The following is a 26,622-nucleotide window of genomic DNA, read 5'->3' on the forward strand; positions in this document are numbered from 1 at the left end:
CAGGTGGTTTCCTTGACACGTGCACGTGGGGCGGACCGCCCGCGGCGGTCCCGCCCACCCGGTCCTCCCACCCTTTTCGGCACCCACGGTCCCCGGACCGTGGCACTCAAATCCTCCAGGGTCCTGCCGTGCCCGCACCGCCACCGAAAGACAAAGGACGCACCGCCATGGCAGCATCGGCAGCAGCCCCGCGCATCGTCATCGAGAACTGTTCGATCGCGACCGTGGACGCCCATGACACCGAGTACGCCTCCGGCCACATCGTCGTCGCCGGCAACCGCATCGAGTCGGTCGGTCCGGGCAGGGCGCCCGAGAACCTGGAGAACGTGGTCCGCCGCGTAGACGGCACCGGCCACCTCGCCACCCCCGGCCTGGTCAACACGCACCACCACTTCTACCAGTGGATCACCCGCGGTCTCGCCACCGACCACAACCTGTTCGACTGGCTCGTCGCGCTCTACCCGACCTGGGCCCGCATCGACGAGCAGATGGTGCACTCCGCCGCACAGGGGTCCCTGGCGATGATGGCCCGCGGCGGCGTCACCACCGCGATGGACCACCACTACGTCTTCCCGAAGGGCTCCGGCGACCTCTCCGGCGCCATCATCCGGGCCGCGTCCGGGATGGGTGTCCGCTTCACCCTGGCCAGGGGCTCCATGGACCGCAGCGAGAAGGACGGCGGCCTGCCGCCGGACTTCGCCGTCGAGACCCTCGAAGGGGCCCTGGCCGCCACCGAGGAGACCATCGACACGCACCACGACGCCTCCTTCGACGCGATGACGCAGATCGCCGTCGCCCCCTGCTCCCCGTTCTCGGTCTCCACCGAACTGCTCAAGCAGGGCGCCGAACTGGCCCGCCGCAAGGGCGTACGCCTCCACACCCACGGCAGCGAGACCGTGGAGGAGGAGAAGTTCTGCCACGAGCTCTTCGGCATGGGCCCCACCCAGTACTTCGAGTCCACCGGCTGGCTGGGCGAGGACGTGTGGATGGCGCACTGCGTCCACATGAACGACTCCGACATCGAGGCGTTCGCCCGGACGAGGACCGGAGTCGCCCACTGCCCCTCGTCCAACGCCCGCCTCGCCGCCGGCATCGCCCGGGTCCCCGACATGCTGAGGGCCGGCGTTCCCGTCGGCCTCGGCGTCGACGGCACCGCCTCCAACGAGTCCGGCGAACTCCATACCGAACTGCGCAACGCGCTGCTCATCAACCGCCTCAACCCGGTGCACCGCGAAGCCGCGCTGAATGCGCGTCAGGCGCTCCGCCTGGGCACGTACGGCGGCGCCCAGGTCCTCGGCCGGGCCACGCAGATCGGGTCCCTGGAGCCGGGCAAGCTCGCCGACCTGGTCCTCTGGAAGCTGGACACCCTCGCCCACGCCTCCATCGCCGACCCGGTGACCGCCCTCGTCCTCGGCGCGGCGGCCCCGGTCACGCTCTCCCTCGTCGACGGCGAGCCGGTCGTCGAGAACGGCCGGCTGCTCAAGGCCGACGAGGACGCCATCGCCCGCTCCACGCGGGACGAGGCCCAGCGCCTCGCGCGGATCGCCGCGCAGGCCTGACACCCCGGTTCTCCGGCCGAGGGGGACGGCCCTCGGCCGGCGGGCCGCGGACCCGAGCGGGGTCCGCGGCAGCCGCCTCCGGGAGGTGTGCGCCGACACGGCACACGCCTCCCGGAGACGGTGGTTTCTTTTGTGCCGGCATCCCACGGCACCTCCACACGGGCGCACACCAGCACCACCTGGAACACCTGCATCACGCATCACTTCTGACCTCCCTGACACCCACGTCGCAGCCGACGTGTCAACCGACCGGAGGAATTGCCGTGGCAGCCAAGCCAAGGTTCCGCAAAGACGCAGATGCCGCGCCCGGCGACCAGGAGCATCCCGCCCCCGGCGACCCGGCGCACCCGGGTGACGGAGACCGCAAACACCCGGTCGACGAGACGCTCCCGCCGTTCAGGATGTTCACCAGCGGCCTGCAGCACGTGGCCGCCATGTACGCGGGTGTGGTCGCCCCGCCCATGATCGTGGGGCCCGCGGTCGGCCTCGGCGCCCGGGACACCGCGTTCCTCATGGGCGCGAGCCTGTTCACCGCGGGCATCGCCACCCTCCTCCAGACGCTGGGCTTCTGGAAGGTCGGCGCCCGGCTCCCCTTCGTCAACGGCGTCTCGTTCGCCGGTGTCACCCCGATGATCGCCATCGGCAGGGACCGGGGCCACGACGGCATCGCAGTGATCTTCGGCGCGATCCTCGTCGCCAGCGTGCTGGGCTTCGTCCTCACGCCGTACTTCTCGAAACTCGTACGGTTCTTCCCGCCCGTCGTCACCGGCACCGTCATCACGCTCATCGGTGTCTCCCTGCTGCCCGTCGCCTTCAACTGGGCCCAGGGCGGCGACCCCGCGGCCCCCGACCACGGTTCGACGGAGAACATCGGCATGGCCGCGCTCACCCTCGTGATCGTGCTCGCGCTGCGGAGACTGCTGCGCGGGTTCCTGCAGCAGATCGCCATCCTCCTCGGCCTCGTCGCCGGCACGCTCGTCGCCGTCCCGCTCGGTATGACCGGCCTGGACGCCCTGCGCGGCGCGGACGTCTTCGGCTTCCCCACGCCGTTCCACTTCGGTGCGCCGCAGTTCGAGATCGCCGCGATCGTCTCCATGTGCATCGTGATGCTCGTCTGCATGACCGAGTCCACCGCCGACATGCTGGCCCTCGGCCGGATCGTGGACCGGCCGGCGGACGAGCGGATCATCGAGGGCGGGCTGCGCGCCGACACCCTCGGCAGCGCGATCAGCCCCCTCTTCAACGGCTTCATGTGCAGCGCGTTCGCCCAGAACATCGGCCTGGTCGCCATGACGAAGGTCCGCAGCCGCTATGTCGTGGCGGCAGGCGGCGGCATCCTGATCCTGCTGGGCCTGTGCCCCGTCGCGGCCTCCGTCATCGCCCTGGTCCCGCTGCCGGTCCTCGGCGGCGCGGGCATCGTCCTCTTCGGCTCGGTCGCCGCCAGCGGCATCCAGACGCTGGCCGCGGCGGCCCTGGAGAAGGGCGAGAACGCACTGATCGTGGCGGCCTCCGTGGGCATCGGGCTGATCCCGATCGCGGCACCGGAGTTCTACCACGCCTTCCCGAAGGACCTGCTGGTGGTGCTCGACTCCGGTATCTCGACCGGCTGCGTGGTCGCCATCGTGCTTAACCTGGCCTTCAACCACCTCGGCCGCGACCGGGCCCGGGCCGCCGGGGCGTCACCGTCCGAGGCGCACCGCGAGCCGGATCCGGTCCCGGTGCACTGAAGCGCCGCCGCCACTGGCGTACGGCGACGGCGCCCCGGCGCGCCGTCGCCGTCGCGGTGCGGCGTCAGGGACGGGTTCGGGCACGGCCCGTCGGCCCGTCGGCCCGTCGGCCCCCAAGCCCCCGACTCCCCGACTCCCCGACTCCCCGGCTTCCCCGGCCCCACGGAGCCCTGGGGCGGTCTGCGGCCGGACGGGACCTGGGACCCCGGTGCACGGGCCCCTGCCCCGCAGCCCCGTCTCAGTCCCCGGGACGCCAGTCCGGCCGGCGGCCGCTGAGGCCGATGACCCGGTCGAGCAGCGGGGCGTCGTCCGGTACGGGGACGACCGGGCCGAACATCCCGTCGCGGCCGCCGTCGTCCGCGGCCGGGGCCATCAGTCCGTACGACACCCGCAGACCGGCCTCGTCGGGCGTGTAGTCCTGGCCCGTGGCGCGCGCCAGGTCCCAGCCGTGGACCAGGAGCTCGTTGAGGGCGACCCTCCCCGCGGCCGCCGCCGGGAAGGTGATCCCGCCCGCCCGGGTGTCGCCGTCCCAGGCGCCGGGTGCACGCCAGGCGGTCACCAGCTCGTCCAGCAGCCTCGGCAGTTCCGCGCGCCAGTCGTCCGCCAGGACCCACTCCACGGCGCCCGGGTCGACCGCGGTCGACGGCCCGAGGTCCTTGCGCGCGGCGTCCCGGAAGGCCGCCGACAGCCCGATGACATGGGCGAGGAGTTCCCGTACCGCGTACTTCGGGCACGGGGTCGGCTCCCCGAGGCTCGCGTCCGTGACCCCCTCGGCCAGATGGGCCAGCGCGGTGGCCACCGCGCCCAGGTCCGGCGTCTCCGTTCCGGCCGTGCCGGTCGTTCCGGTCGTGCCGGCCGTGCCCGTCGTGCCGTCCATGCCGTCCATGCCGTCCACTCCGTTCCTGCCCAGCCTGCCGGGCGGGCTGTCCGTGCTGTCGGTCCCCAGGAAGTGCGGACCGATCGACGGGCCGGAACTCATCGGTGGGAGTCCCGCGGTGCCCGGCGCCGTGACCGGAAGGGCCCACCGGCTCCCGACACGCCCTGCACGGCGCCTCGCCGCGTTGCCGCCCCCGGGTGCGTCCGGTACGAGGGCGATGCTCCGCGGCGCGCCGCACCGCACCGGACACCCCGACCTTCCCGGCGGACCCCGGCAGACCTCCCCTGCCACGGCACAGCGGGCCGGACCCGCCCGCGGGGAACCCCGGGCGCGCCACCGCCGGGCCCGTACGGTGCCGCCGCGTCGCACGGTCCGGCGGCCGCTCTCGCCCGATCGGGCCATCCTCCGCCGGGCAAGCGCCCCTGCCCCGGTGTACGCCCATACGCTCCCCAGGTGACCCGTACCACTGCCCTGAACACCGGCCTCGACGCATTCCTCGACTGGGCGGAGACGGAGCGGAAGACCGTCCTGCCGCCCCGCCCCGCGGACGCGGTGCTGACCCTGCTGGCGCTGCACGGCGCCGACCGCCGGGCGGGCGTCCCCGAGCCGACGCCCGAGCTGGTGCGCCGGGTGCTCGCCGAGGACCTGCCCCTGCTGCTGTGGGCGAGCCCGGACGAGACCGACGCCGTCCCGTCCGTCCTCACCGCGCTCACCGACCGCGTCCGCGACGCCGGCCGGCTGAACGCCAAACGTCATGCGCGAGTCCTCGCCGCGGTCGACGACGCCGTACCCGTGTTCGTACGTGCCCTCGGCGACCCCCGGAATCTGACCTGGCCCCGCTGGTACGCGTCGCTGCTGCGGGCGGACGGGGTCGACGCGGACGACCCCGAGGCGGTGCGCGCCTGGCTGGCCGCGCTCGCCGCCGCGCCCCATGCGGAGCGGCCCGCGCTTCCCGAACCCCTGCACCGCTCGGACGTCACGGCCGCCACCTTCGCCGCCCGCATCCGGCTCACCGACGCGCTGCTGTCGGCCTTCGCCCACGACGTGGAAGGGCCCTCGCCGGCGGGGCCGCTGCTGCCCGCGACACCCGTCCTGGAGGCCGCCCGCCCCGAGGAGGCGCTGACGTCGGAGCTGGAGGCGCTGGCGGTGGCCCTGACCGACCGCTGGACGGCCGCGGGCCTCGCCGAGGCCCTCTCCGGCCCGTACGAGGGTCTCGCCCCCGGCCCCGAGGCGCTGCCCCATGTCGTCCTCGCCGACCGCTTCCTCGACGAACACCTCGACCAGCACGGGGACTCCGCGATCCCGCTGCCCCCACCGGCCGCCGTGCCCGGGTCCGGTGAGATCCGGGCGCTGCTGCACGCGGCCCCGCTGCCCGCGGCACTCGCGGCCGGGAGCGACGACGTCCGGGACCTCGCCGAGCAGTGCGGGTTCCCCGGTCCGGCGGAGGCCGTCTGGACCGACGGCACCCCGCAGGAACTCGTCGAGCTCGGTGCCGACGTCCTCGCCGCCGTCGTGGAGCGCATCGCCGCCGGGTCCGCCCCGGACAGCGCCGCCGACGAGGAGTACGCCCTCGACGCGGCGCATGTGCTCTACGGGCTGTACGCCCGCGGCGGCACCCCCGAGTCCGTGGCGCGCAAGGCGTCCGGCCACACCGACCTGACCGTCCCGCCCGAACTCGAGGACGCCCCCGCGACCGTCCCTGCCTCGGCCCCGCCCGGGTACGAGACCCCGGCGCTCGCCGAACTGTCCGCACTGCTCGGCCTCCCCGGTCTCACCGAGGAGGACCGCTCGGTGGTCGACGGCCCGGCACGTGCGCTCGCCGAGGTGGTCGACGAGCTGACCCGGACCGGCTGTGTCTTCCGCACCGGCGACACCTACGGGCTCACCCCGCTCGGCAACGCCGTCGTCCGCCACGTCCTCGCCGTGGGCCATGTCGCCGCGCCCGACGAGCACGAGATCACCTCGTGGGACGCCGCACGGACCGTCGCGGCCGTCCAGTACTGGCCACCGGCCGTCGCCGCGGCGGCCGTCACCGCGTGGACGACGGCCAGGGGCGCCACCGACCCGGTGTGGAGCGAGCTGCTGGACGCCGTCTCCGCGGCCAAGTCCGCCGACTTCTACCGCACGCTGACGACGGGTCTCTTCGACCGGCTGGATCGCGCGCGCATCCCCGACGGGCCCCTGCGGGCCGCCCTCACGGACCCCGTCACCGGCGCCCACGCCCACCGGCTCCTCCGCTCCCGGGGCGAACCCGCCGACGAGGGCCTCGTGCCCCTCACCGCCCGGGCCACGCTCCTGCTGGAGGACCTGGACGCCCGCTGGACCGCGGACATGCGGGTGTTCGTGGCCGCCGCCGACGAGGACCGCGCCCCCGAGCCGGCCCCCACCGCTCTCATCGACGCCTTCGACGAGGCCGCCGCCGGCTGGCCGGGCGGCGCCGCCTCCCTGCTGCCGGCGCTGACGGAGGTCGATCCGGCGAGCGCGGTCCGCGTCCTGGAGGACCTGCGTGGCCGTCACCCGGACGGCAGGGTGGCAGACTTGGCGGCACACGCCGTGAAGACGGCGAAGGCGACGGCGAAACGGTCCGCGGCACACCACCGCGGCACGGGAGGGTGAGGCGCCAGGTGCCCGAGGCGGACGAGGCGCCCGGACCCGGGGCGGATCGGGGAACGGCCGGGCACCGGCTGCAGATCGAGTACTGCACCCAGTGCCGCTGGCTGCCCCGCGCCGCCTGGCTCGCCCAGGAGCTCCTCGGCACGTTCGACCGATCCGAGCTCAACGAAGTGGCGCTGAAGCCCGGGATCGGGGGCGTGTTCGTCGTACGCGTCGACGGCGAGGTCGTCTGGGACCGCCGTGAGCAGGGCTTTCCCGAGCCCACCGCGGTGAAGCGGGCCGTCAGGGACCGGGTCGCGCCCGGGAGGACGCTGGGCCACAGCGAACGGTAGGCGGCGGACCGGCCTCCCGCCGCGGCGGTCTCCGCCGCCGTCGCCCCTGCCGTCGCCTTCGTTCGGTCCCCTGCCCTCCGCCCTCTTGCCCGGTGCGGCCGGACTGTGCGATACAGGTCTGGACCAATGCCCCGGCGGACGGAGGCAGTCCGGTGCAACGCCCCCTGTTCTTCCCCGTGTTGACGTGCGCGTCCGCACTGCTGCTCACGGCGTGCGGCGGCGACGCCCGGGCCGCGGACACCCGCAGCCCCTCCGTGCCGAGCGGCGTCACCGCCCAGGCGAGCAGTGCCACGTCCGTGCACGTCATGTGGGAGCACGCCACGGACGACACCGGCGTGAGCGGCTACGAGGTCTTCCGCGCCGGCACGAAGGTGAAGTCCCTCCCGGCGGCCACGCACATGACCGACATCGACGGCCTCGCCCCCTCCACCGCCTACGCGTTCACGGTCCGCGCCCTCGACGGCGCCGGCAACGCGTCGGCGCACAGCGCGCCGGTCCCCGTCACCACACTCGCCCCCGCCGTCGAGGACCGGCGCCCGCCCGGCCGCCCCGGAGCGCCGACGGGGCGGGCCGAGGGGAGCCGTGCGGTCACCCTGTCCTGGGGGGCCTCGGCCGACGACCGCGGAGTGACGGCGTACGACGTCTACCAGGCGGACTCCCGCATCCACAGCGTGCCCGGCACCACCACCACGGCCCGGGTCACGGGCCTGCGTCCCGGCACGGTCTACACGTTCACCGTCCGTGCCCGGGACGCGGCCGACAACACCTCACCCGACAGCGCCCCGCTCGACCTGACGACCGCCACGGCTCCGGGCGGCGGCCCCAACACGGCCCCCACCCGGCTCACCGCCGTCATCCGGCCCTCGGCGCCCCCGGCCCACGCGGTCGAGCTGACCTGGACACCCCCGGCCACCGGCGCCCCGGTCCGGGAGCACCAGCTCTTCCTCAACGGCAGACTCGCCACCACGATCGTCTGGGGGGCCGAACCGCCGCCCGGTCCGGCCACCTACACCCTCACCGTGACCGACCCGCCGGGCACCCGCTACTCGCTGAAACTGCGCGCCAGGCTCCCGGACGGGAACTGGGGGGACTTCTCGGCGCAGCGGACCGTGGTGGTGGGGGACTGAGGCGCGTCCCGGCCACCGCACCGGCGCCGCCCCCTGCTTCAGCGCACCGCGGAGGGCCCGCCGGTCGTCGTGGTCCCGGCCGCCGGGGGAGTGGACGGGCTCGCCGTGGCCGCGGCAGCCGGGAATACCGGCGACCTGCACCGGCACGGCGCTGTCGGCGGCGGTCCCGTTCCCCAGCCGGCCCAGGGAGTTGCTGCCCCAGGCGCGCACCGTGCCGTCACCCATGAGCGCCGGACTGTGGCTGTCCCCGGCCGCGACGGCCGGCGCGCCCGCCGCGCAACCCCGCGGGCCTGCCGCGGACGCACCGGGCACCGACACCGACACCGACAACACCACGGAAAGCCCCGCCAGCAGAGCGTCGGTCGACTTCCCGGCATGACGGTGCGCATCGACGGCAGGCCCGTCGGGCGGACAGGGGGCGGGTGGCACGGCCCCGGAACGCGGTGGTCCCCCGCGTGGGGCCCGCACGGCGACCGGGCGCACGCACGGTATCGGCGTCGGTCCTTCAGGAGGTCCGGAGCGGGGTGCCGGGGGCGGGCGACACGGGTACGAACCGCACCCGGAACATCTTCGGCCACCACTTGCCGGTCAGCAGGAACTGATCCGTTTCCGGGATCGCCGCGATCCCGTTGAGGACGTCCGTGCGCCGCCGCTCGGCCGCGCCGATCAGGCCGGACGCGGCGATCTCCCCCGTCACCCGTCCGCTGCCGGCGTCGATCCGTACGATCCGGTCGGTGGGCCAGACGTTGGCGTACACGAGGTCGCCGACGCACTCCAGCTCGTTGAGCCGGTCCACCCGCCGGCCGTCGAGGGTGACGACGACCGAGCCCGTCCTCCGGAGGGTCCCGGGGTCGCGGAACACGAGCCGGGACGAGCCGTCGCTCGTCACCAGACGGTCGTGCCGCGACTGGTGGCACACCCCCCAGCCCTCACCGTCGTACGGGACCCGGCGGAGCTCGGTCAGCGTCCTCGCGTCGCGTTCGATCGCGACGCCGTCGCGCCAGGTGAGCTGCCACAGCGTCGGTCCCATGACCGTCATCCCCTCACCGAACAGCGGCGCCGCCAGCCGCTCGTGCCGGGAGGGCGGGGCACCCGGCGGACCGGACCCGATCGCCGACCGGCCGCTGACACCCGTGCTCTCGTAGAGCCTGCCGTGGGCCATCTCCAGGCCCTGGGTGAAGGCGTCCGGGTCGTGCGGCAGGGTCTCGACGACCTCCACCCGCAGCCGCTCGACCGGCGCCGCCCGTCCGTTCACCCCCGGCGCCCCGTCATCGGCACCGCCCGCCCCGCAGGACGTCACGGCCCCCGCGGCGAGGACCAGGGCGGCCAAGGGGGCCACGCACGCGACACGCATGTCCCGCACCCTCGCACGACGCCCCGGCCCCGGGCGGTGTCCCTGCAGCGGCTCACCGGGGGATTCGCCCCCATGCCGTATCACCGTGCCGCGCTCCCCGGACGCGGGCGAGCTCCCGGACGGCGCGGTGCCGTCCGGGAGCTCGCCCGTACCTCGGTGGTGCCGCCGTGCGAGGCGGTCAGTCCGGTCAGCCCCGCTGCGAGGCGTTGCGCCGGCGCTTCGCGACGACCAGCGCGCCACCGCCGAGCAGCAGCAGACCGCCGGTCGCGGTCAGCAGGACCGCCGTTCCGTCGGAGGAGCCGGTGTCGGCCAGCGAGGGCCCGGAGTCCTTGTCGTCGTCCGAGTCGTCGTGGTCGGACTTGCCGCCGTCCCCGTGGTCGTCGTCATCGTCGTCGTCGTAGTCGTCGTCGTGGCCGCGACCGTCGTGGTCGTCACTGCCGTTGTGGCCGTGGTCGTCGTCACCGCCGCCGGGACGCCCGTGGTCGTCGTCACCGCCGCCGGGGCGCCCGTGGTCCCCGTCCCCGTGGTCCCCGTCCCCGTCCCCGTCGCCGTCGCCGTCCCCGTCGATGGTCACCCGGACGGTGAGGACGAGGTCGGACCGCGCGCCGCTGAGCTGGAAGTAGTAGGCGCCCTCCCGCGTTCCCTCGGGGACGGTGAAGGTCGCGTCCACGACGCCGTTCGCGTCGGCGGTCCACGTTCCGAGCGTCACGACGGGCCGGTCGCCCCGGCCGGTCGACATGGTGGTGGACGGGCTCGGCGAGGGGCTGGACTTGGGGTCGGCCGCGGTGAAGGTCTGCGGGACGGCCGCGGAACGGCCCAGCGCGGCCGCGCCGCCGGGTCCGCCGGCACCGCCACCGCCACCGCCACCGCCCACGGGCACGAGGCGGCCGGTGGTCTGCTCATTCGGAGTGAAGCCCCGTCCGAGGAAGTCGACCACCTGGCCGAGCTCCAGGACGAGGTCCACGTCCTCGACGGTCAGATTGGGGGCGGGCGGGTACTGCGCGAAGGCCGGCTGGGCGGCGATCAACGGGGCTGCGGCAACAAGGCTTGCGGCAGCGGCGGCCACGACGAGTCGCCGTACGGAGCGTCTGGGCATGGTTTCTGGCTCCTTAGTGGAAGACGCTTGACGAGTGGTGATCGTTATTGCTTTTCGAAAGAGAAGTTCGAACCGCTTTGCAGGACAGGTTGTTCGCCGCACCGACGGCGGACCGTGGCCACCGCCCCGGCGCCCGGGGACGGCCGCGAGGCGGGCGACCGCGCTGTGCCCGGCCACCGGGCGTTCGGCGGCCGGACCGAGCCCGTGTGCTGCTCCGGGACTGCGGCGCCTTCTGCTCGCCGTCGTTCGTTCGCATGGGTAGGTCAGAAGCAGACATCGACGTGCCTTTCGCACCGCCTCCACCGACACTCGTGGTCGTCACTCCGTCCGACCGTTCGTGAAGATCAAGCGCTCGATCCGTAGACATGAACCGGCCCGTCCGAAACAGGCGCACCACGGGGTTCGGCAGGACGGTGTACGAGCAGCACTCGGATGGCCCTGGCCGGTCGCGTACGGGGGCCGGACCGTGGTCGCGGAATCGTGGTCACGGCTCCTGGGGGACGTCTGCCGCGGGCCCGGAGCCCCGGATCGCACGGCCGTGCGTCCGGTCCCCCCGACGCGGGTGGGACCGGACGCCCCCGGCGGTCAGAGCCGCAGCGCGCCGGTGTCGCGGTGCTCCGTGTACCAGGCGTACGTCCGGGCCAGGCCCTCCCGCAGGCCGATCCGCGGCTCCCAGCCCAGGGCGGTGATCCGGGAGATGTCGAGGAGCTTGCGGGGAGTCCCGTCCGGCTGACGCGGGTCCCACTCGAGGGTCCCCCGGTAGCCGACGACCTCCGCCACCAGTTCCGCGGCCTCACGGATCGTCAGGTCCGTGCCCGTGCCGACGTTGACCGGGCCGTCCGCGTCGTAGTGCTCCAGCAGATGGAGGCAGGCCCGGGCCAGGTCGTCCACGTGCAGGAACTCCCGGCGCGGCGCCCCGGAGCCCCAGTTCACGACCTGCGGTGCGCCCTCCCTGCGGGCCTCGTCGAAGCGCCGGATGAGCGACGGCAGCACATGGGAGTGCTCCGGGTGGAAGTTGTCCCCGGGGCCGTACAGATTGGTCGGCATGGCGCAGATCCACGGCAGCCCGTACTGGCGCCGCACCGCCTGGACCTGCTGGATCCCGGCGATCTTGGCGATGGCGTAGGCGTCGTTCGTCGGCTCCAGCGGGCCGGTGAGGAGCGCTTCCTCCCGGATGGGCTGGTCGGCGAACTTGGGGTAGATGCAACTGGACCCCAGGAACAGCAGCCGGCCGGTGCCGTGCTCCAGCGCGGCGTCCAGCACGTTGACCTGGATTCGCAGGTTGTCGGAGAGGAAGGCGGCCGGCCGGGTGGCGTTGGCCCTGATCCCGCCCACCCGGGCGGCGGCCAGCACCACCACGTCCGGCCGGGCGGCGGCGAACCAGTCGAAGACCTCACGGCGCTCGCGCAGGTCCAGCTCCGCGGAACCGGGCCCCACGAGGTCGGTGAAGCCCTCCCGCGTCAGATGCCGCCACACGGCCGAACCGACGAGGCCGCGGCTTCCGGCCACGAGCACGCGGGCCGAGCGGTCGAGGGGGCGGCGGACGGCCCCGTACGGCTCGGACACCACCACGGTCATGACTGCACGCTCCGTTCGACGGCCACCGGGCGGGGTGACTCGTCGGCGAGCGCATGCACGGGCGCGGTGAGCCGGGCGTCCGGCCCGCCGCCGGGGGTGGGCAGGGCCGCCGGGGCGGTGCCGGCGGGCCGTGATCGGCGGACGGCCCGCGCGAGCAGGGCCAGGCCGAGGACGCGGCCGAGGAAGCGGCCGAGCCGCGCCGGACGGAGGGGGCGGGCGAACCTCGCGAGGCGGCCGAACCGGCCGGTCGTGTGGGACTGCGGCCGGTACTCGTAGGCGTACCCGTGAGCGCCGCGGTCCTCCTTCGGCGACGCCATGTTCAGGACCGTGCCGACCACCGAGGCGCCCACGTGCCGCAGGGCGCGCAGCGCCTCGGCGATCTGGTCGCGGCTGGTGCGGGAGGCCCGTACGACGAGGAGGTAGCCGTCCACCTCGGACGCGATCACGGAGGCGTCAGCGACGGGGAGGACCGGTGCGGTGTCCACCACCACGTGGTCGAACTTCTCGGCGAGGCCCCGCAGTACGGCCCTCAGCTGAGCACTGCCCAGCAGCTCGGTGGGGTTCGGTGGCACCGCGCCGCTGGTCAGTACGGAGAACGAGCCCGCGGACTGCAGCAGTTGCTGCACCTCGGCACGGCCGATCAGCGCGGTGGTGAGCCCGGCGTCACGGATCAGCCCCAGCGTGCGGGCGGTGGAAGGGCGCCGCAGGTCGGTGTCGACCAGGCACACCGAGGCTCCGGTCTCGGCCAGTGTCGCGGCGAGGTTCACCGCGACGCTGGTCTTCCCCTCGCCGGACAGCGGGCTGGTCACCGCGATCACCTTCGGCGGCCGGTCCACGTCCACGAACTGCAGACAGGTGCGCAGCCGCCGGAAGCCCTCGGCGCGGAGCCCGTGCATGTCGTCGCGGAGCGCCAGCGGCCGGCTGGTCGCCTGGGGGTCGTGCACGATGCTGCCGAGCACGGGCGGTCCGCCGAAGCCGGCCAGGGCGTCGGTCAGCGCCTTGGACGTGCGGACCGACGAGTCCAGCGTCTCCCTCGCCAGCGCGAAACCGGCCCCGAGGATCAGCCCGGCCAGGAGCCCGAGTGCGACGTTCACGGCCGGCCGCGGCGAGAAGGGCGCGGCGGGCACGGAGGCCGGCTCGGTCACGCTCAGCCGCACCGGCGACGACTCGGCGTCGACCGGGCGCTCGAGCCCGCGGATCACCTCGGTGAACCGTTCGGCGACGGCGTTGCTGATACGCGCCGCCCGTGCCGCCCGGGTGTCGGTGACGGTGAGCTGGAGGAGCACCGTGTCGGGCTGGGCCGTGGCGCTGATCTTGCCGCTCAGCGCGGCCGGCGACATCTTCAGCTTCAGCTGCTTGACGACGTGCCCGGTCACCAGGGGGCTCGTCGCCACCTCGGCGTACGACCGGACACGGGCCTGCGTGAAGAGGTTTCCCTGGGCGAGCTGGGCGGTGTCCTCGTCGGTGCTGCCCTGCAGTGAGACGAAGAGCTTGGCGGTGGCCCGGTACTCGGGGACGGCCGTGTAGGTGAGGAGTACACCGGCCGCCGTGCCGAGCAGCGTCAGCACGGTGATGGCGCGCCAGCGGCGAGAGAGGACTCGTAGGTAGTCGCGAAGGTCCAAGGTGTCCGTCCCCGATCGGATCCGGTGAAGGGGTGGGTGGTGATGGGTGGGGCGGTGCCCCACCTTACGGCGAAAGGGGCGAAAGGCGACATAACGCCACATTGCATAAGAAATGCAGTAATTGTTCCCTACACTGGTGAGGTGCCGGGGCGCCCACCTGCAAGGGAGCCTTCCGTCGCTTCGTGAAACCTCATCAGCCAAGGAGCGCGTGTGACCGTCAAAACGGCACTCATCACCGGCATCACGGGCCAGGACGGCTCCTACCTCGCCGAACTGCTGCTGGAGAAGGGGTACCGGGTGCACGGAATCGTCCGCCGCGCCTCCACCTTCAACACCGAACGCATCGAGCACCTCTACCGCGACCCGCACGACCCGGAGGCACGCCTCTTCCTGCACTACGGGGACCTCACCGACGGGACGCGGATGACGGGCCTGCTGGAGCAGGTGCAGCCGGACGAGGTCTACCACCTCGCGGCCCAGTCGCATGTGCGGGTGTCGTTCGACGAGCCCGAGTTCACCGGGGACACCACGGGGCTCGGCACCACCCGGCTGCTGGAGGCCATCAGGAGGACGGGCCTTCCCTGCCGCTTCTACCAGGCGTCCAGCTCGGAGATGTTCGGCGCCGCCCCGCCGCCCCAGGACGAGGGCACCCCCTTCCACCCCCGCTCGCCCTACGGGGCGGCGAAGGTGTACGCGTACTGGGTCACCCGCAACTACCGCGAGGCATACGGCATCCACGCCGTCAACGGCATCCTGTTCAACCACGAGTCCCCGCGCCGCGGCCCGACGTTCGTGACCCGGAAGGTGGCCGTGGCCGCCGCCCGGATCAAGGCCGGCCTGCAGGACGTGGTCCACCTCGGCAACCTCGACGCCCGCCGGGACTGGGGCTACGCCGCCGAGTACGTCGAGGCCATGTGGCTGATGCTGCAACAGGACCGGCCGGACGACTACGTGATCGCCACCGGCGCCAGCCACAGCGTGCGCGAGTTCGTCGAGCAGTGCTTCGCCCACGTCGGCCTCGACTGGCGCGACCACGTGCGCTTCGACGAGCGCTATCTGCGCCCGACCGAGGTCGACCACCTCATCGGCGACGCCACCAAGGCGGAGAAGCAACTCGGCTGGCGCGCGACGGTCCACGCACCCGAACTGGCCCGTCTGATGGTCGATGCGGAGCTGGGCGCCCTCCAGCACGGCACCGCCCCCGGCGACCACTCCGCGCCGCCCGTCGTCCCCGCTCCGGCCGCGCGGTGACCCGGTGCCCGCCGATCGCATTCCGCCCGGAGGCGCCCCGCGCGGCGTAGCAGTCCTGATGACCTGTCACAACCGCCGGGACAGGACGCTCGCGGCCCTCGCCTCGGTGCACGCCCAGACCGGTCTCCCGGCCGGCACCCGCTGCACGGTCCACCTGGTCGACGCCGGCAGCTCCGACGGCACGGCCGACGAGGTGCGCGCCGCCTTCCCCCGCACCGACGTGGTGACGGTCGGCACGGACGTCCACTGGGGCACCGGCACCGGGATCGCCGCCACCCGCGCCGATCCCGCCGCCCATGTGCTGTGGCTCAACGACGACGTGGTCCTCGACCCGGGGGCCCTCGCCGCACTGCTGCGCACCGCGGCACCCCTGGACCGCCCGGCCGTGGCCGTCGGCGCCATGCGCTCCGGCGACGGAACCCGCACCACCTACAGCGGCTACCGCCTCGTCCGGCCCCGGCTCCGCCCCCCGGTCCTGGAACGGGTCGAGCCGGACGACCGGCACGCGAAGCCGTGCGACACCTGCAACGGCAACGCTGTCCTGGTCACCGCCCCCGCCCGGCGTGTGCTGGGCGACCTCGACCCCGCCTTCCCGCACCGCATGGGGGACCACGACTACGGGCTCCGTGCCCGCCGGGCCGGTGTCCCGCTGCTGCTCGCACCGGGCCACGTCGGCATCTGCGACGACAACTCCGGTGCGGTGAAGGGCACTTCGGCCGAACCCGGGCTCGACGCGCGCACCGCGCTGCGGAGGCTGGTGTCGGTGCGGGAGCAGCCGCCGGCACCGTGGTGGCGGTACTGCCGCCGCCACCTCGGCCCCTGGGCGCCGCTGGTCTTCTGCTCCCCGTACGTCAAGACCGCCCTGCGGTCCACCGTCCGCCGGCCGGGAGCCCTGCCGCGGCACCGGCCCTCGTCCCTCCGCGCCGAACCCTGACCGGCCGGGCACGCGGCCCGGCCGCACCGCCCGGCCGCGCGGCCGGGTTCACCCCCAGCGCGTTCCCCCATCCCAGAACGGATCACGGTGCGACTCCTACCCGTTGACCCGCAGACCCTGCTGGTGGTCCTCGCGGCGCTCCCGCTCGTGGGGCTGCTGCTGTGGGTCTTCGCCCGGCACTGCGGGATCGCCATCGGGCTGCTGCTGGCCGTGCCCGTGTGGTCCGTCGCCGTCGACGGGCAGACGGCCAGTCTGGACCTCGGCGTCCGCCTGTATCCGGCGGACGTCCTGACCGCCTGCGCCCTGTGCGTCGCCGCGGCCCGTCTGCCGCGTCGCGACCTGCGGGCCCGTTCGGGACTGCTGCCCGTCCTGGTGCTGGTCGCGCTGGCCGGCTGGTCGACCCTGCGGGGAGTCGCCGCCTTCGGTATCGAGGCCGCGGGCAACGACGCCCGGGTCTACTTCTGGCACTTCCTCGCCTTCGCCCTGTACGTGGCCACCCTCCCCCTGAACGCCCCGCTGAGCAGGGTCGTCCCCCGGGCCTGGCTGGCCTCCGCGGCGGCGTACGTGCTGCTCAGTCTGGCCGGCTGGCTGGGCCGAGGGCTGCACTCGCTGACCACGCACGTGGCGGTGGACGGGGTGACGGTAGACCCGAGGCCCGTGCCCGCCGGCGCGGCGCTGGTGATCGCGCAGGGCGCGATGCTGCTCCTGTGCCTCCCGGCGCGCGGCCGCTCAGGGCCCGCTTCGTCGGAACCCGGCACGCGGAAGGCCGCACGGCGGGGTGTGCTCGCGGTGCCGGCGGCCTTCCTCCTCCTCGTGCTCGTGGCCCTGCTGCAGCACCGCACGGTGTGGGTGGGGGCCGTGGCCATGGCGCTCGGCTGGTGGGTGCTGCGTCCCGCGCGCGCCGGTCAGCGCATGACCTCCGCGATCGCGGGGGCAGTGGTGCTCTCCTTCGCGGCACTGCTGTACTCCATCGGCGCGTTCGGCTCGATCGGCGCGTCGCTCGCGGACTCCTTCAACGAGACCCAGGGCACCCGCAGTTCGTTCGTGTGGCGAGTGCTCGGCTGGCAGGAACTGCTGAACGCGGCGCGTACACCGATGCAGTGGCTCCTGGGATCCCCGTTCGGCTCCGGTTACGCGCGCTCCATCGAGGGAGGGCTCGTCACGGTCTCCCCGCACGACTACTACCTGCACCTCGTGCTGCGCCTGGGCCTGGTCGGACTGGTCGCGCTGCTCGCCCTGTACGTGGTGGTGTGGCGCCGGCTCGACCGCGGAGGGGAGGGGAACCTGGCCCCGCGGCTGGTGATCATCGGCCAGTTGGTGCTCTTCGTCGCCTACTCGGCGCCGCCGGAGCAGGCGGTGCTCCTCGGATGGTGCCTGTGGCAGGCACGCGCCTCGGAGGCGGACGCGGCCCGCCGGCCGTCCCCCGCCGGCGCCGGCACGCCCGCGCCTCCGCCGGGGCACGTTCCCGCTCCCGCGACCGGCGTGCCCGGACCGGCGGCTGTCCCGGGCGGCGACGCGGTGGGCGCCGCGCCCGCCCCTGCCGGGGCGCGGTGGCCCGGCGGACACGGACGGCACGGCGTGTGAACACCGCGGTCCGCACGCAACGGCGTCACGCGGCCTGCGTCGGGCCGTTCCCGGCCGGGGTTTCGCGTACGGGACGAGAACGCCGGAGCCGTCCCGGGCATCGTGTTGTTCCACGCTCCGGAAAGCCGCGGAGGGTAGATCTGACCTTCACGGACGGATTGACGAGACGGACGTGCGGCGTCGTCGACCGCGGAGCGAGGAGAACACCGGTGGAGTGGACACGCACTGCGGGAACCATCGCCCAGCGAATCGCGGGATGGGCCACCCTCGCTGTTTCGAGGGTGACAGTGGCCCCGAAAGTGACGGCGATCGGCCGTCCGATCGTGTGTCAGGCCGAGGGATCCAGTATTGAAATCGGCTCCGGTACCACGCTGATCTCGCGGGCTCCGAACACTCCCCTCGGAGTGGCCCGTCCGGTCATCCTGCGCACTCTGCGACCTGGCGCCCGCATGGTGATCGGGGAGCACACCGGACTGAGCGGAGCGACGATTTGCGCATCGATTTCCGTGACGATCGGAAATCGCGTTCTGATGGGTGCCGACGTGCTCATCGCGGATTCGGACTTCCATCCGGTCGACATGGTTCCCCGTCGATTCGAGCCCGAGTCCCGGGCCGCCGCCGCCCCGGTCGTGATCGGTGACGACGTGTTCCTGGGCGCGCGCAGCATCGTCCTCAAGGGCGTCGAGATCGGTGCCGGGACCGTTGTCGGCGCAGGCGCCGTCGTCACGTCCTCGCTCCCCCCCGGTGTGGTGGCCGGGGGAGTCCCGTGCCGCGTTCTGCGACCCCTGGCGCCGGCCTCGCACGACGGGAGCGGGAGGCAAAGCCACGGGACTCGGGCCTTCTGAGGCCCCGAACGCCAGGGCGGCCCGCCGGAGGACGGGCCGTGCGGGCCCCGGGAACAGGGCTCCCGGTGTCCGTACGTCCCGGTGCACGGATCACCGAAGCAGGCGGACGTTCACGACACGGACTTCCTCCGTTGATCCGGCCGGTATTTTCCGCGTTGTGGAGAATTCCCCGGGGTGGCCTTTGCGGACCGGGTCATGACGAGGGCGTGTCAGTTCCGAGCCGAAAGAGCGCTGGGATAGCCTGTGGATTCGGCGCGGCTGCATCCGTGCATGCCGATATCCGTTTCCTTTCGGGCGTGCCGGCGTCGTATCCCGTCCGCCCGGCGCGATGTGCAGCAAGTTTGAGGAGAGGCGTCATGCCACATCCCGGATTCTTCGTCCATCGTCTGCCCGTGGGGCCGGTCATGCCCGAGCGGGACGCGCTCCTGCTCGAACTCTGCGCCGGGCGCCGGGTGCTGCACATCGGCTGCGCCGACTCACCGCTGACCGAGGAGAGACTGGACGACGGATCGATCCTCCACGCCAGGCTGCTGAAGACCGCCTCCGCGGTGCTCGGGGCGGACATCGACGCCGAGGGCATCGAACTCCTGCGGAACCGGCTGGGCGGGGAGTACACCGTCATGGACGTCTCCGACCCGGCCGACAGGTCCGTCGCCGCCGCGTTCAAGCCCGACATCGTCCTGGCCGGCGACGTCATCGAGCACGTACGGGACGCCGCCTCGTTCCTCCGGGGCATCGCGGACCTGATGCGGGAGGCGGGCAACGGGGCCGAGTTGATCCTCTCGACTCCCAACGGCCTCGCGTTCAAGGGAATGGTCAACACCATGAGGGGGTGGGAGAGCATTCACCCCGACCACGTGTACGTGTTCACCCCCGCTTCCCTGGCCCGCCTGGTCTCGGACTGCGGACTGCATCCGAGCCGGTGGCTCTTCTACCACGTCCTCGGGTCCGGAAAGCGCGTCCGGGAACGCTTTCTGCGGGCCGCCTCCCACGCCGCCGTCAGACTCCGCCCGGCGTTCTCCGAGGGCCTCGTCCTCGTCTGCAAGGCACCCTCGCTCTGACCTCCCGAAGCCGGTCACGGTACGGCCGTTCCCCTTCGTGCGGCATGAGGTGGTTCCTGCGTGAAACCCGCTGACGCCGACCACGCCCCCGCGGTCGGGGCCCGGTCCGCCCTCCACTGGCTGGGGTGGAACTGGTCCGGCTCCGCCGTGCTCCTGGTGCTCCAGCTCGCGTACACCATGTACACCGGGCGGACCGTGACGCCCGGCGCGTTCGGCGCGTACGCCATCGCCCTCACCATGATCCAGTTGCTCGGGTACGTGTCCAACGGCGGGCTGGCCACCTATGTACTGCGGGCCGGGGTGCTGACGCGGCCCGCCGTGCGCGCCGCCTGGCGACTCGGGACGGCCTGCGGGGTCCTCTGCTTCCTGGTGGTCCAGACGGCGGCCCCCCTGGTCGGCTCGCTGTGGGACATGCCCGAGATGACGCCGCTGCTCCGCCTGCTCGGCTGCCAGTTCCTCGTCCAGCCGGCGGCCACGGTGGTGATCGCCACGCTGCGCCGCACCGGGCGGGCCCGCACGGCGGTCACCTGCGAACTCGCAGGCCAGGCGAGCGGCATCGCCGTCGGGGTGGCCCTGATCGCCCTCGGGTGGAACCCCCTCGGGCTGGCCGCCGCACAGCCCGCGGCGGCGGCCGTCACCCTGGCGATCGTCACGCTCCGGCCCACCGCCCGCCCCGCGCTGCCCCCCGGCCCTCCGGTCCGGGCGCGAGAACTGCTGGCGCCCTCGGGGTTCCTGGCCGGCTTCGGCCTCCTGGAGTTCGTCGGCACCAGCTCGCCCACCTGGACGGCCGGCCACCTCTTCGGGGCGGGCGCCACCGGTGCCTACTCCCGCGCCTCCTACTTCGTCGGCCTCCCCTCCCAAGTCCTCTTCCAGGGCCTGAACTCGGCGGCCACCCCGCTGCTCGCCGAGCGCCGGGCCTCGGACCGCCTCGTCGGCGGCCGGGCGGCGGAGCACGTCGTGTGCGCCGCGTCGGCGGCGACCTTCGTCGGCTTCGGGGCACTGTGCGGGCTCGGGCCGGCCGCGCTCGGACTGCTGCTCGGTCCGGGCTGGACACTCGCCACCGCCCTGGTGCCCCTCACGGCGGCAGGGGCCGGCATGGCTCTGCTGTGCCGGTCCGGAATGATCGTCGACCAGACCCGGCACGCGGGCGGGGTGGTGCTGGCGACCCAACTGACCGTGCTCTCCACCACGTTCGCCGGTATCGCCGTCGCGGTCGCCGAGCAGAGCCTCGTCCTCCTCGCCGGCGCGGCGGCGCTCGGGCAGGCGGCCGGGCACCTGGTGCAGATCGGCGGCTGGCACCGGGCCGGCCTGCTGCACACGGGGACGGCGCTGCGCATGCACGCGATCCACGCCGTCATCGGTGCCGGGCTGGGTGGTGCGGCCGCGCTGGGGGGCGCGGGCCGTCCCCCGGCCGCCGGACTCGGCTACGGCCTCGTCTGCATGCTGCCGGTCGTCCTGCTCTGCGCCCTCCTGCGCCGCCGGATTCCGCTGTACGCGGTGGCCGCCGCGACGGGGATGCTGCGTGCCCCCCGAGCACGGCACGCCGGCCCCGAACCACTCGGAGCGGGAGTCCGGTTCGCCGCCGCGGCCCGTGACGACGTGAAAGGAAGCTGACCATGCACATCGGCTTTGCCGGTCCCGTGGACCTCACGACGCTCCGCGACCGGCTGCCGGAGGGCGTCCCGCCCGTCTACGCGTTCCCGTACACCGGCTGGCTGGTGCGCACCTGGCTGGAACAAGGACACCGGGTGACCGCCTACGCCCTGAGCGCCGAGGTGAGCGAGCGTCGTGTGTACGGGGACGGCGATCCGCTGCGGATCGTCGTCGTACCGCAGCGCCCCCAGGCCCGGCACCGCGCGCGCGACTTCTTCCGCCGCGAGCGCCGGGAGCTGGCCGCGGCCATGCGTGCGCACCCCGCCGACGTGATCAGCGCCCACTGGACCTACGAGTTCGCCCTCGCGGCGGCGGACAGCGGACTGCCGTCCTGCGTCACCGCCCACGACGCGCCCCTCCGCGCCGCCTGGGAGATGCGCAGCGCCTTTCGCTGGACGCGCCACAGCCTGGCCCTGCCCGCCGTGCACCGGGCCACCGCCCTGAGCGCCGTCAGCCCGTACACGGTGCGGCATCTGCGGCGCTGTCTGGGCGTGCGGCGACACGTCCAGGTGATCCCCAACGGCGTGCTGCTCGACTCCCTGCCACGGGCCGGGGCTCCCCGCCGCGACGCGGAACCGGTGTTCGCCTCGGCGTTGCAGGGGTGGGGCCGGCTGAAGAACGGAACCGGGCTGCTGCAGGCCTTCCGTCTCGTGCGCGACCGGCTTCCCACGGCACGACTGCTGACGTTCGGCCATGGATTCGGCCCCGGCGGGCCCGCCGAGAGCTGGGCCGTGGGGAAGGAGCTCCACCACGGGGTGGACTTCGTCGGACGCACCGACCATCCGCTCATGGCGCAGCGCCTCGCCCGGGAGGCCGACGTGCTGGTCCACCCGTCCCTCGCGGAGAACCTCCCCCTGACGATCCTCGAGGCCATGGCGATCGGCGTGCCGGTCGTGGCGGGTGCCCGGAGCGGAGGGGTGCCCTGGGTGCTCGACGGCGGTCGCGCGGGCGCCCTGACGGACGTCGACGACCCGGCGGTGCTGGCCTCGACCATGACGGAGCTCGCCCGGGACCACGAGCGGCGGGCACTGCTCGCCGAGCGGGCCCGGAAGCGCGTCGAGGGCGACTTCCGGCTCCAGGACGTGGCCCGTGCCTACGTCGACTGGTTCCGTACGGCCTGCTGACCCCGCACCGCCCGCCGCCTCTCGCCCGGACCCCGTACGCCGGGCGGGCGTCCACCACCACCGGCCTCCTCCCCATCGAATCCCGACGCACGCGCGAACCGGCTCTGGAGGGCCCATGTCACAGCACCAGCTCACGAGGCACTACGACACCAAGTACGCGGCGGACGCGACGAGCGAGGCACCCGTCCCGCTCAGCCTCGACCAGCCACTGCCCAGGGACCGGTTCTCCGCGGCCGTGGCCGAACTGCCCCGGAGGCTCCCGAAAGGCGCGGACGTCCTGGAACTCGGCGCCGGCAACGGCCTGATCGCCCGGAGTCTGCTCGCGGGGGGAGTGCCGTTCGGGTCGTACACCCTCGGCGACCTGTCCGAGGCCCGGATGGCCGGACTGCGGCGGAACTTCACCGACCCCCGGTTCCGGTTCGCGCAGACGGACGCGGAGCGGCCCTCCGCGACCGTCCAGGGGCCCTTCGACGCCGTGCTGATGGTGGCCCTGATCGAGCACCTCGTGGATCCGCTCCGGGCCATGATCGATGTCCGCTCGCTCCTCAGGCCCGGCGGATTCGTGTACGTGGACACGCCCAACATCGCCAAGTGGACCCGCCGGGTGAAGCTCGCGCTCGGGCGCTTCCCCTCCACGGCCTCCGACAACGAAGGGCTCACCACGTACGCCGGCCGCGAGGTGGACCTGCACGACGAGGGCCACCTGCACTACTTCACCTACCGGTCACTGGAGCTCATGCTGACCGGCCGCTGCGGCTTCTCACGGGTGGAACGCACGGGCTACTTCATCGGCCCGCGGCCCATCGACGCCCGTGTGGGGACCCGGCTGGCCCGCAGGTACCCGACCGTCTTCTCGGAGATCGCCTGCTTCGCCTACGCGTAGGGGACGTAGGACGGGCCCGCGCCGCCGTCCGGACGACCGCCCGGGCCACCGAGGACGCCCTGCTCCGCCGAGCGGACGCGGCATCCGCGGCGGCCCGGGTCCTCACGCGGGCCTCACGGACGCCAGGTAGTTGCTCACCCCGCGGAAGTGCTCGAGTTCCTCGGTGTACTCCCGCACGGGCAGCAGGACCCCGCCGGGGCAGATCCGCCACATCCGGTAGCCGAGCGGGGAGAGCAGGTCCCAGAAGTCCCGGAAGAAGGTGCGGGAGTAGACGTTGGCCGAGCCGAACTCGAAGGCGATGGTCGTCACCCTCCGGTCCCTGAGGCTGCCGGCCGCCCCGCGCAGGGCCTGGAACTCCGCTCCCTCGATGTCGAGCTTCAGCAGGTCGATCCGCTCGACCCCCCACCTCTCGACCTCGCGGTCGATGGTGGTGACCGGCACCTTCTCCTGATGTGCCGTCATATCACCGAAATAGGAGTCGCGGCGGCGGTGGACGGACGCCACGCCCGAGCCCGGAGTGTCGGCGAAGATCGTCGCGGAGCCCTCCTCGTCGCTCACCGCGGCGGGAATGACCACCTGGTTCGGGATCCTGGCCCCGGCCAGGGCCGACTGGCACGCGGGCTGTGGTTCGAACAGGAAGAAGCGGCCGTTCCGCGTGCCGAGGGCGGAGCGCAGCCCGGCCGACCACTGGCCGTAGTTCGCACCCACGTCGAAGACCACCGGGGCCTCGACGCCCCGGAGGCAGCGCCGCGCGGCGACGATCTCGCCACGCAGGTCCCAGCCGGTCCCGGCGCCCCTTCCCTGGAGGATCTCCAAGTAGATCTCGAGCAGACGGGTCCCCTGCCGCATCCGCCGGCTGCTCGCCAGCCGGCACAGCTGGGGCGCCGCGGCCTTGGCGGTCCGGCCGAGGAGGCCGGCTTCATGTACCTGCATGCGGATTCCTTTGGTCTCGTTCCATCGCCTGCAGCAGCCCGTCGCCGAAACGCGCCGCCATGCCCTCCGTCGTGTACGCCGCGACATCGCTCCGGCAGGCCGTACGGAGGGCCTCCAGCCGTGCGGGGTCGCGCAGCAGCGCGGTCACGGCGCCGACGTAGGCCGTGGGGTCGTCCGGCGCGACCAGCGCGTTGCGGCCGTCGGCCAGGTACTCGAACTCGGGGGCGTGCCAGGGCCAGTCCGTGGTGACGACGGGCGTGCGCAGGGCGAAGGAGTCCACCGCGCAGAGTCCGACCCGGCCCGGCATCAGCATGACGTCGCCCACCGCCCCGAGCGGCCCGGCGCTCGCTCCGCCCCGCCGGCCCACCGCGACGACCGGGCTGCCGGGCCGGTTCGCTGCGGCCTCGACCAGGTGGCGGTCGGCGCCGTCGCCCGCCACCAGCAGCCGGAAGCCCGGGAGTTCGGCGGCGATGCGGTCGGCGCACTCCAGCAAAAACGGGATCCGCTTGGGCGCGTCCAGCCCTCCGAGGTACAGGGCGGTGCGCCCCTCGGTCAGGCCGTACCGCTCGCGCAGCAGCGCCGCCTCGGCGAACTCCGCCGTCCCCGGCCGCACGGCCCGGGCGCGCGCGGCGACGAGCTCCGCGGTGTCGACGGAGTTGCGCACCACGGTGATCCGGTCGCGGGGGAAGCCCCGGGAGGCGACGTGCGCCGCTCCGCCCTCGGTGTAGGCGAAGAACCAGGATCCGAGCCGGGTCAGGGCGCCCTTGGCGACGGCTTCCACGCGGCTCGGCGGCTTGGTGTAGGTCCGGCCGTGCCCCCAGAACGCGACCCGGGGGGCGCGCCGCGGGCGGCCCGTCGACCGGAGGAGCAGGGGGTACGCCTCCAGGTTGTGCAGCGCCTGCTCCAGGACGACGAGGTCGGCGGAGGCGGCCCGGCGCCGCACTCGGCGCCAGAGCAGGGACCTTCCTCCCGGCAGGGCGACGCGCCGGGTGTCGACCTGGGTCGCGCAGGCGCAGGACGCGGCGTCCCCGCGTTCGGCCTGGTGCGCGGGCGCGGGCCCGTGCAGCACTTCGAGTTCCACACCCTCGGCGGCCAGCCGTGTCTGCAGCCGGTCGAAGAAGGACGTGCGGTAGCCCGGGACGTACGGCTGCACCACGACCACGCGGCGCCGGCCGCTTCCGGCGGTCACCACGACGGCTCCGCGACAGCGGCCGCCGGCCGGCTCGCGGCCCGCGCCAGGGCCTGCGCGTACACGGCCTCGATGCCGGCCGTCCAGGACCGTGCGCTGTACCGCTCGGCGTGCACCCGGCGGCAGTGCTCACGCAGCAGGGGGAAGCGCTCGCGTGCCGTCACGAGGGCGTGCGGCAGCTCGCCCGAGGCGCCGTAGACCGCCCCCGTACCGTCCCTGCGCACACTGTCCGCCGCCGCCGAGCCCGCGAGGGCGAGCACCGGCACTCCCGCCGCCAGCGCCTCCTGGCACACGAGCGCGGTGGCGGACTCGGGGCAGACGCTGGGGAAGACCAGACCCGTGTAACGCGGCAGCCGGGCGGCGACCTCCTGGCGCGGGAGGGGGCCGAGCAGCCTGACCGCGCCGGGTGCGACCTCCCTGCACGCCGACTCCAGCGGTCCGGAACCGATCACGTCGAGGGGTTCGCTCTCCGGCCAGTTCCGGAGCAGGGGCAGGATGCCCTTCTCCTCGCTCAGCCGTCCGGCGTACACCCATCGCGCGGCCGCCGCGGGCCGGTCCCCGGGGCCGGTCCCCGGACTCCCCGACGCGACGAAGTTGGGTACCAGGGCCAGCTTTTCCGGGGGCACCCCGAACCGCTGGTACAGGTCCCGGCTGCGCTCGGAGAGCACCACCAGCCGCTCGGCGCGCCGCAGAAGGGGATGGGCCGCCGCTCCGTGCCGCCCGGCCCAGGTGAGGGGGAGCGTCGCGCCGCGCCGGCCCCGGTAGCACCCGTGCCGCAGTCCTGTCCACCGGTCGCCGTCGGGGCACGCGGTGCAGGTCTTCCCGTCGCGGAAGAGCGTGGCGGCCGCGCACACCGGCCGGTAGTTGTGGAGCGTGGCGACCACGGCGCCGGGCCAGCGGTCCAGCCAGTCGGTGGCGAAGTTGGGGAACAGGTTGTGCACGTGCACCACGTCGGGGCCGAGCCGGCGGAGTTCTGCCAGCGGCGACCTGCCGCGGCCCGTGGCGACCCGGACCGCCGCACGCAGGGTGTAGCCGCGCTCGGTCTCCAGCGCGTCGGTGTGGGCGGCGACCAGGGTGACGTCGTGCCCGGCGGCGCGCAGCGCCTCCGCCTGGTCGAGCACGGCGGCGTTCTCCCCGCTCGGCCGGCGGGAGGAGTAGAAGCTGTGCACCAGCGCCACGCGGTGGGCCGCCGGGTTGCCCGGTGGACGGTCCGTCCGGGGACGGGGTGCCTCTTGTGCTGGCATGCGGTCTGCTGCTCTTTCCGGTCGCGGATGGGCGGT

General features: G+C 73.9%; 22 protein-coding genes and 1 pseudogene. 14 read left to right on the top strand and 9 right to left on the bottom strand.

Annotated elements, in window-relative coordinates; translation table 11 throughout:
- Positions 1 to 167 precede the first annotated feature (167 nt).
- Complete coding sequence (locus QRN89_RS28125) at positions 168 to 1,559, top strand: 8-oxoguanine deaminase (protein WP_290352208.1); 1,392 nt, start codon at positions 168 to 170, stop codon at positions 1,557 to 1,559.
- Positions 1,560 to 1,822: 263 nt separating this feature from the next.
- Complete coding sequence (locus QRN89_RS28130) at positions 1,823 to 3,286, top strand: nucleobase:cation symporter-2 family protein (protein WP_290352209.1); 1,464 nt, start codon at positions 1,823 to 1,825, stop codon at positions 3,284 to 3,286.
- A 238-nt stretch (positions 3,287 to 3,524) separates the two neighbouring features.
- Here the strand turns inward: QRN89_RS28130 and QRN89_RS28135 are convergent, their stop codons facing one another.
- A complete protein-coding gene (locus QRN89_RS28135; RefSeq protein WP_290353890.1) occupies positions 3,525 to 4,163 on the bottom strand; it encodes a TIGR03086 family metal-binding protein in 639 nt (212 codons plus the stop codon).
- Between the two features lie 453 nt (positions 4,164 to 4,616).
- Here QRN89_RS28135 and QRN89_RS28140 point away from each other — a divergent pair, with 453 nt between their 5' ends.
- From QRN89_RS28140 to QRN89_RS28150, 3 genes are all read left to right on the top strand, one after another.
- Complete coding sequence (locus QRN89_RS28140) at positions 4,617 to 6,779, top strand: hypothetical protein (protein WP_290352210.1); 2,163 nt, start codon at positions 4,617 to 4,619, stop codon at positions 6,777 to 6,779.
- Between the two features lie 8 nt (positions 6,780 to 6,787).
- Positions 6,788 to 7,108, top strand: coding sequence for an Rdx family protein (locus tag QRN89_RS28145; protein ID WP_290352211.1), 321 nt, complete (start codon positions 6,788 to 6,790; stop codon positions 7,106 to 7,108).
- 152 nt (positions 7,109 to 7,260) lie between these two features.
- Positions 7,261 to 8,235, top strand: a complete 975-nt coding sequence (locus QRN89_RS28150) for a fibronectin type III domain-containing protein (RefSeq protein ID WP_290352212.1) — start codon at positions 7,261 to 7,263, stop codon at positions 8,233 to 8,235.
- A 111-nt stretch (positions 8,236 to 8,346) separates the two neighbouring features.
- On the opposite strand, the pseudogene QRN89_RS28155 reads toward QRN89_RS28150, so the two are convergent.
- Positions 8,347 to 8,460, bottom strand: a pseudogene (locus tag QRN89_RS28155) (hypothetical protein); the annotation flags it as partial.
- On the opposite strand from QRN89_RS28155, the gene QRN89_RS28160 reads away from it, so the two are divergent.
- A complete protein-coding gene (locus QRN89_RS28160; RefSeq protein WP_290352213.1) occupies positions 8,459 to 8,614 on the top strand; it encodes a hypothetical protein in 156 nt (51 codons plus the stop codon). The pseudogene QRN89_RS28155 and the gene QRN89_RS28160 sit on opposite strands and share 2 nt — an antisense overlap.
- A 126-nt stretch (positions 8,615 to 8,740) precedes the next feature.
- Here the strand turns inward: QRN89_RS28160 and QRN89_RS28165 are convergent, their stop codons facing one another.
- The 4 genes from QRN89_RS28165 to QRN89_RS28180 all read right to left on the bottom strand — a co-directional run bounded on the left by QRN89_RS28165 (position 8,741) and on the right by QRN89_RS28180 (position 13,885).
- On the bottom strand, positions 8,741 to 9,589 hold the full coding sequence (locus QRN89_RS28165) for a glutaminyl-peptide cyclotransferase (protein WP_290352214.1): 849 nt from the start codon (positions 9,587 to 9,589) through the stop codon (positions 8,741 to 8,743).
- A gap of 187 nt (positions 9,590 to 9,776) precedes the next feature.
- Entirely contained in the window at positions 9,777 to 10,685 is a 909-nt protein-coding gene (locus QRN89_RS28170) for an LPXTG cell wall anchor domain-containing protein (protein ID WP_290352215.1), read from the bottom strand.
- A 585-nt stretch (positions 10,686 to 11,270) separates the two neighbouring features.
- Positions 11,271 to 12,263, bottom strand: coding sequence for a GDP-L-fucose synthase family protein (locus QRN89_RS28175; protein ID WP_290352216.1), 993 nt, complete (start codon positions 12,261 to 12,263; stop codon positions 11,271 to 11,273).
- Positions 12,260 to 13,885, bottom strand: coding sequence for a tyrosine-protein kinase domain-containing protein (locus QRN89_RS28180; protein ID WP_290352217.1), 1,626 nt, complete (start codon positions 13,883 to 13,885; stop codon positions 12,260 to 12,262). Before QRN89_RS28180 ends, QRN89_RS28175 begins: the two co-directional genes overlap by 4 nt.
- 210 nt (positions 13,886 to 14,095) lie before the next feature.
- Here QRN89_RS28180 and gmd point away from each other — a divergent pair, with 210 nt between their 5' ends.
- From gmd to QRN89_RS28220, 8 genes are all read left to right on the top strand, one after another.
- Positions 14,096 to 15,136, top strand: coding sequence for a GDP-mannose 4,6-dehydratase (gene gmd, locus QRN89_RS28185; protein ID WP_290352218.1), 1,041 nt, complete (start codon positions 14,096 to 14,098; stop codon positions 15,134 to 15,136).
- 4 nt (positions 15,137 to 15,140) lie between these two features.
- Entirely contained in the window at positions 15,141 to 16,070 is a 930-nt protein-coding gene (locus QRN89_RS28190; protein ID WP_356948664.1) for a glycosyltransferase family 2 protein, read from the top strand.
- Between the two features lie 87 nt (positions 16,071 to 16,157).
- Positions 16,158 to 17,654 carry an O-antigen ligase family protein gene (locus QRN89_RS28195; protein WP_290352219.1) on the top strand — a complete coding sequence of 499 codons (1,497 nt, stop codon included), beginning with the start codon at positions 16,158 to 16,160 and terminating at the stop codon, positions 17,652 to 17,654.
- A gap of 299 nt (positions 17,655 to 17,953) precedes the next feature.
- Entirely contained in the window at positions 17,954 to 18,499 is a 546-nt protein-coding gene (locus QRN89_RS28200) for an acyltransferase (RefSeq protein ID WP_290352220.1), read from the top strand.
- A gap of 356 nt (positions 18,500 to 18,855) precedes the next feature.
- The gene (locus QRN89_RS28205) at positions 18,856 to 19,560 is read left to right on the top strand and encodes a class I SAM-dependent methyltransferase (RefSeq protein ID WP_290352221.1); all 705 of its coding nucleotides are present in this window, start codon (positions 18,856 to 18,858) and stop codon (positions 19,558 to 19,560) included.
- Positions 19,561 to 19,620: 60 nt separating this feature from the next.
- Complete coding sequence (locus QRN89_RS28210) at positions 19,621 to 21,174, top strand: oligosaccharide flippase family protein (RefSeq protein WP_290352222.1); 1,554 nt, start codon at positions 19,621 to 19,623, stop codon at positions 21,172 to 21,174.
- 2 nt (positions 21,175 to 21,176) lie between these two features.
- On the top strand, positions 21,177 to 22,337 hold the full coding sequence (locus tag QRN89_RS28215) for a glycosyltransferase family 4 protein (RefSeq protein WP_290352223.1): 1,161 nt from the start codon (positions 21,177 to 21,179) through the stop codon (positions 22,335 to 22,337).
- A gap of 115 nt (positions 22,338 to 22,452) precedes the next feature.
- Positions 22,453 to 23,220: a class I SAM-dependent methyltransferase gene (locus tag QRN89_RS28220; RefSeq protein ID WP_290352224.1), complete on the top strand. Its 768-nt coding sequence runs from the start codon at positions 22,453 to 22,455 to the stop codon at positions 23,218 to 23,220.
- A gap of 102 nt (positions 23,221 to 23,322) precedes the next feature.
- Here QRN89_RS28220 and QRN89_RS28225 read toward each other — a convergent pair whose 3' ends face one another.
- The 3 genes from QRN89_RS28225 to QRN89_RS28235 are packed head-to-tail and all read right to left on the bottom strand — an operon-like array spanning position 23,323 to position 26,586.
- Positions 23,323 to 24,153: an FkbM family methyltransferase gene (locus QRN89_RS28225; RefSeq protein WP_290352225.1), complete on the bottom strand. Its 831-nt coding sequence runs from the start codon at positions 24,151 to 24,153 to the stop codon at positions 23,323 to 23,325.
- Positions 24,140 to 25,345 (bottom strand): glycosyltransferase family 4 protein, encoded by a 1,206-nt coding sequence (locus QRN89_RS28230; protein ID WP_290352226.1) that lies wholly within the window; start codon positions 25,343 to 25,345, stop codon positions 24,140 to 24,142. The genes QRN89_RS28225 and QRN89_RS28230 overlap by 14 nt, the downstream gene beginning before the upstream one ends.
- The gene (locus tag QRN89_RS28235) at positions 25,339 to 26,586 is read right to left on the bottom strand and encodes a glycosyltransferase family 4 protein (RefSeq protein ID WP_290352227.1); all 1,248 of its coding nucleotides are present in this window, start codon (positions 26,584 to 26,586) and stop codon (positions 25,339 to 25,341) included. Before QRN89_RS28235 ends, QRN89_RS28230 begins: the two co-directional genes overlap by 7 nt.
- Positions 26,587 to 26,622: the final 36 nt, after the last annotated feature.

The sequence above is a fragment of the Streptomyces sp. HUAS CB01 genome, from assembly GCF_030406905.1.
In the GTDB taxonomy this organism is placed as follows: domain Bacteria; phylum Actinomycetota; class Actinomycetes; order Streptomycetales; family Streptomycetaceae; genus Streptomyces; species Streptomyces chengbuensis.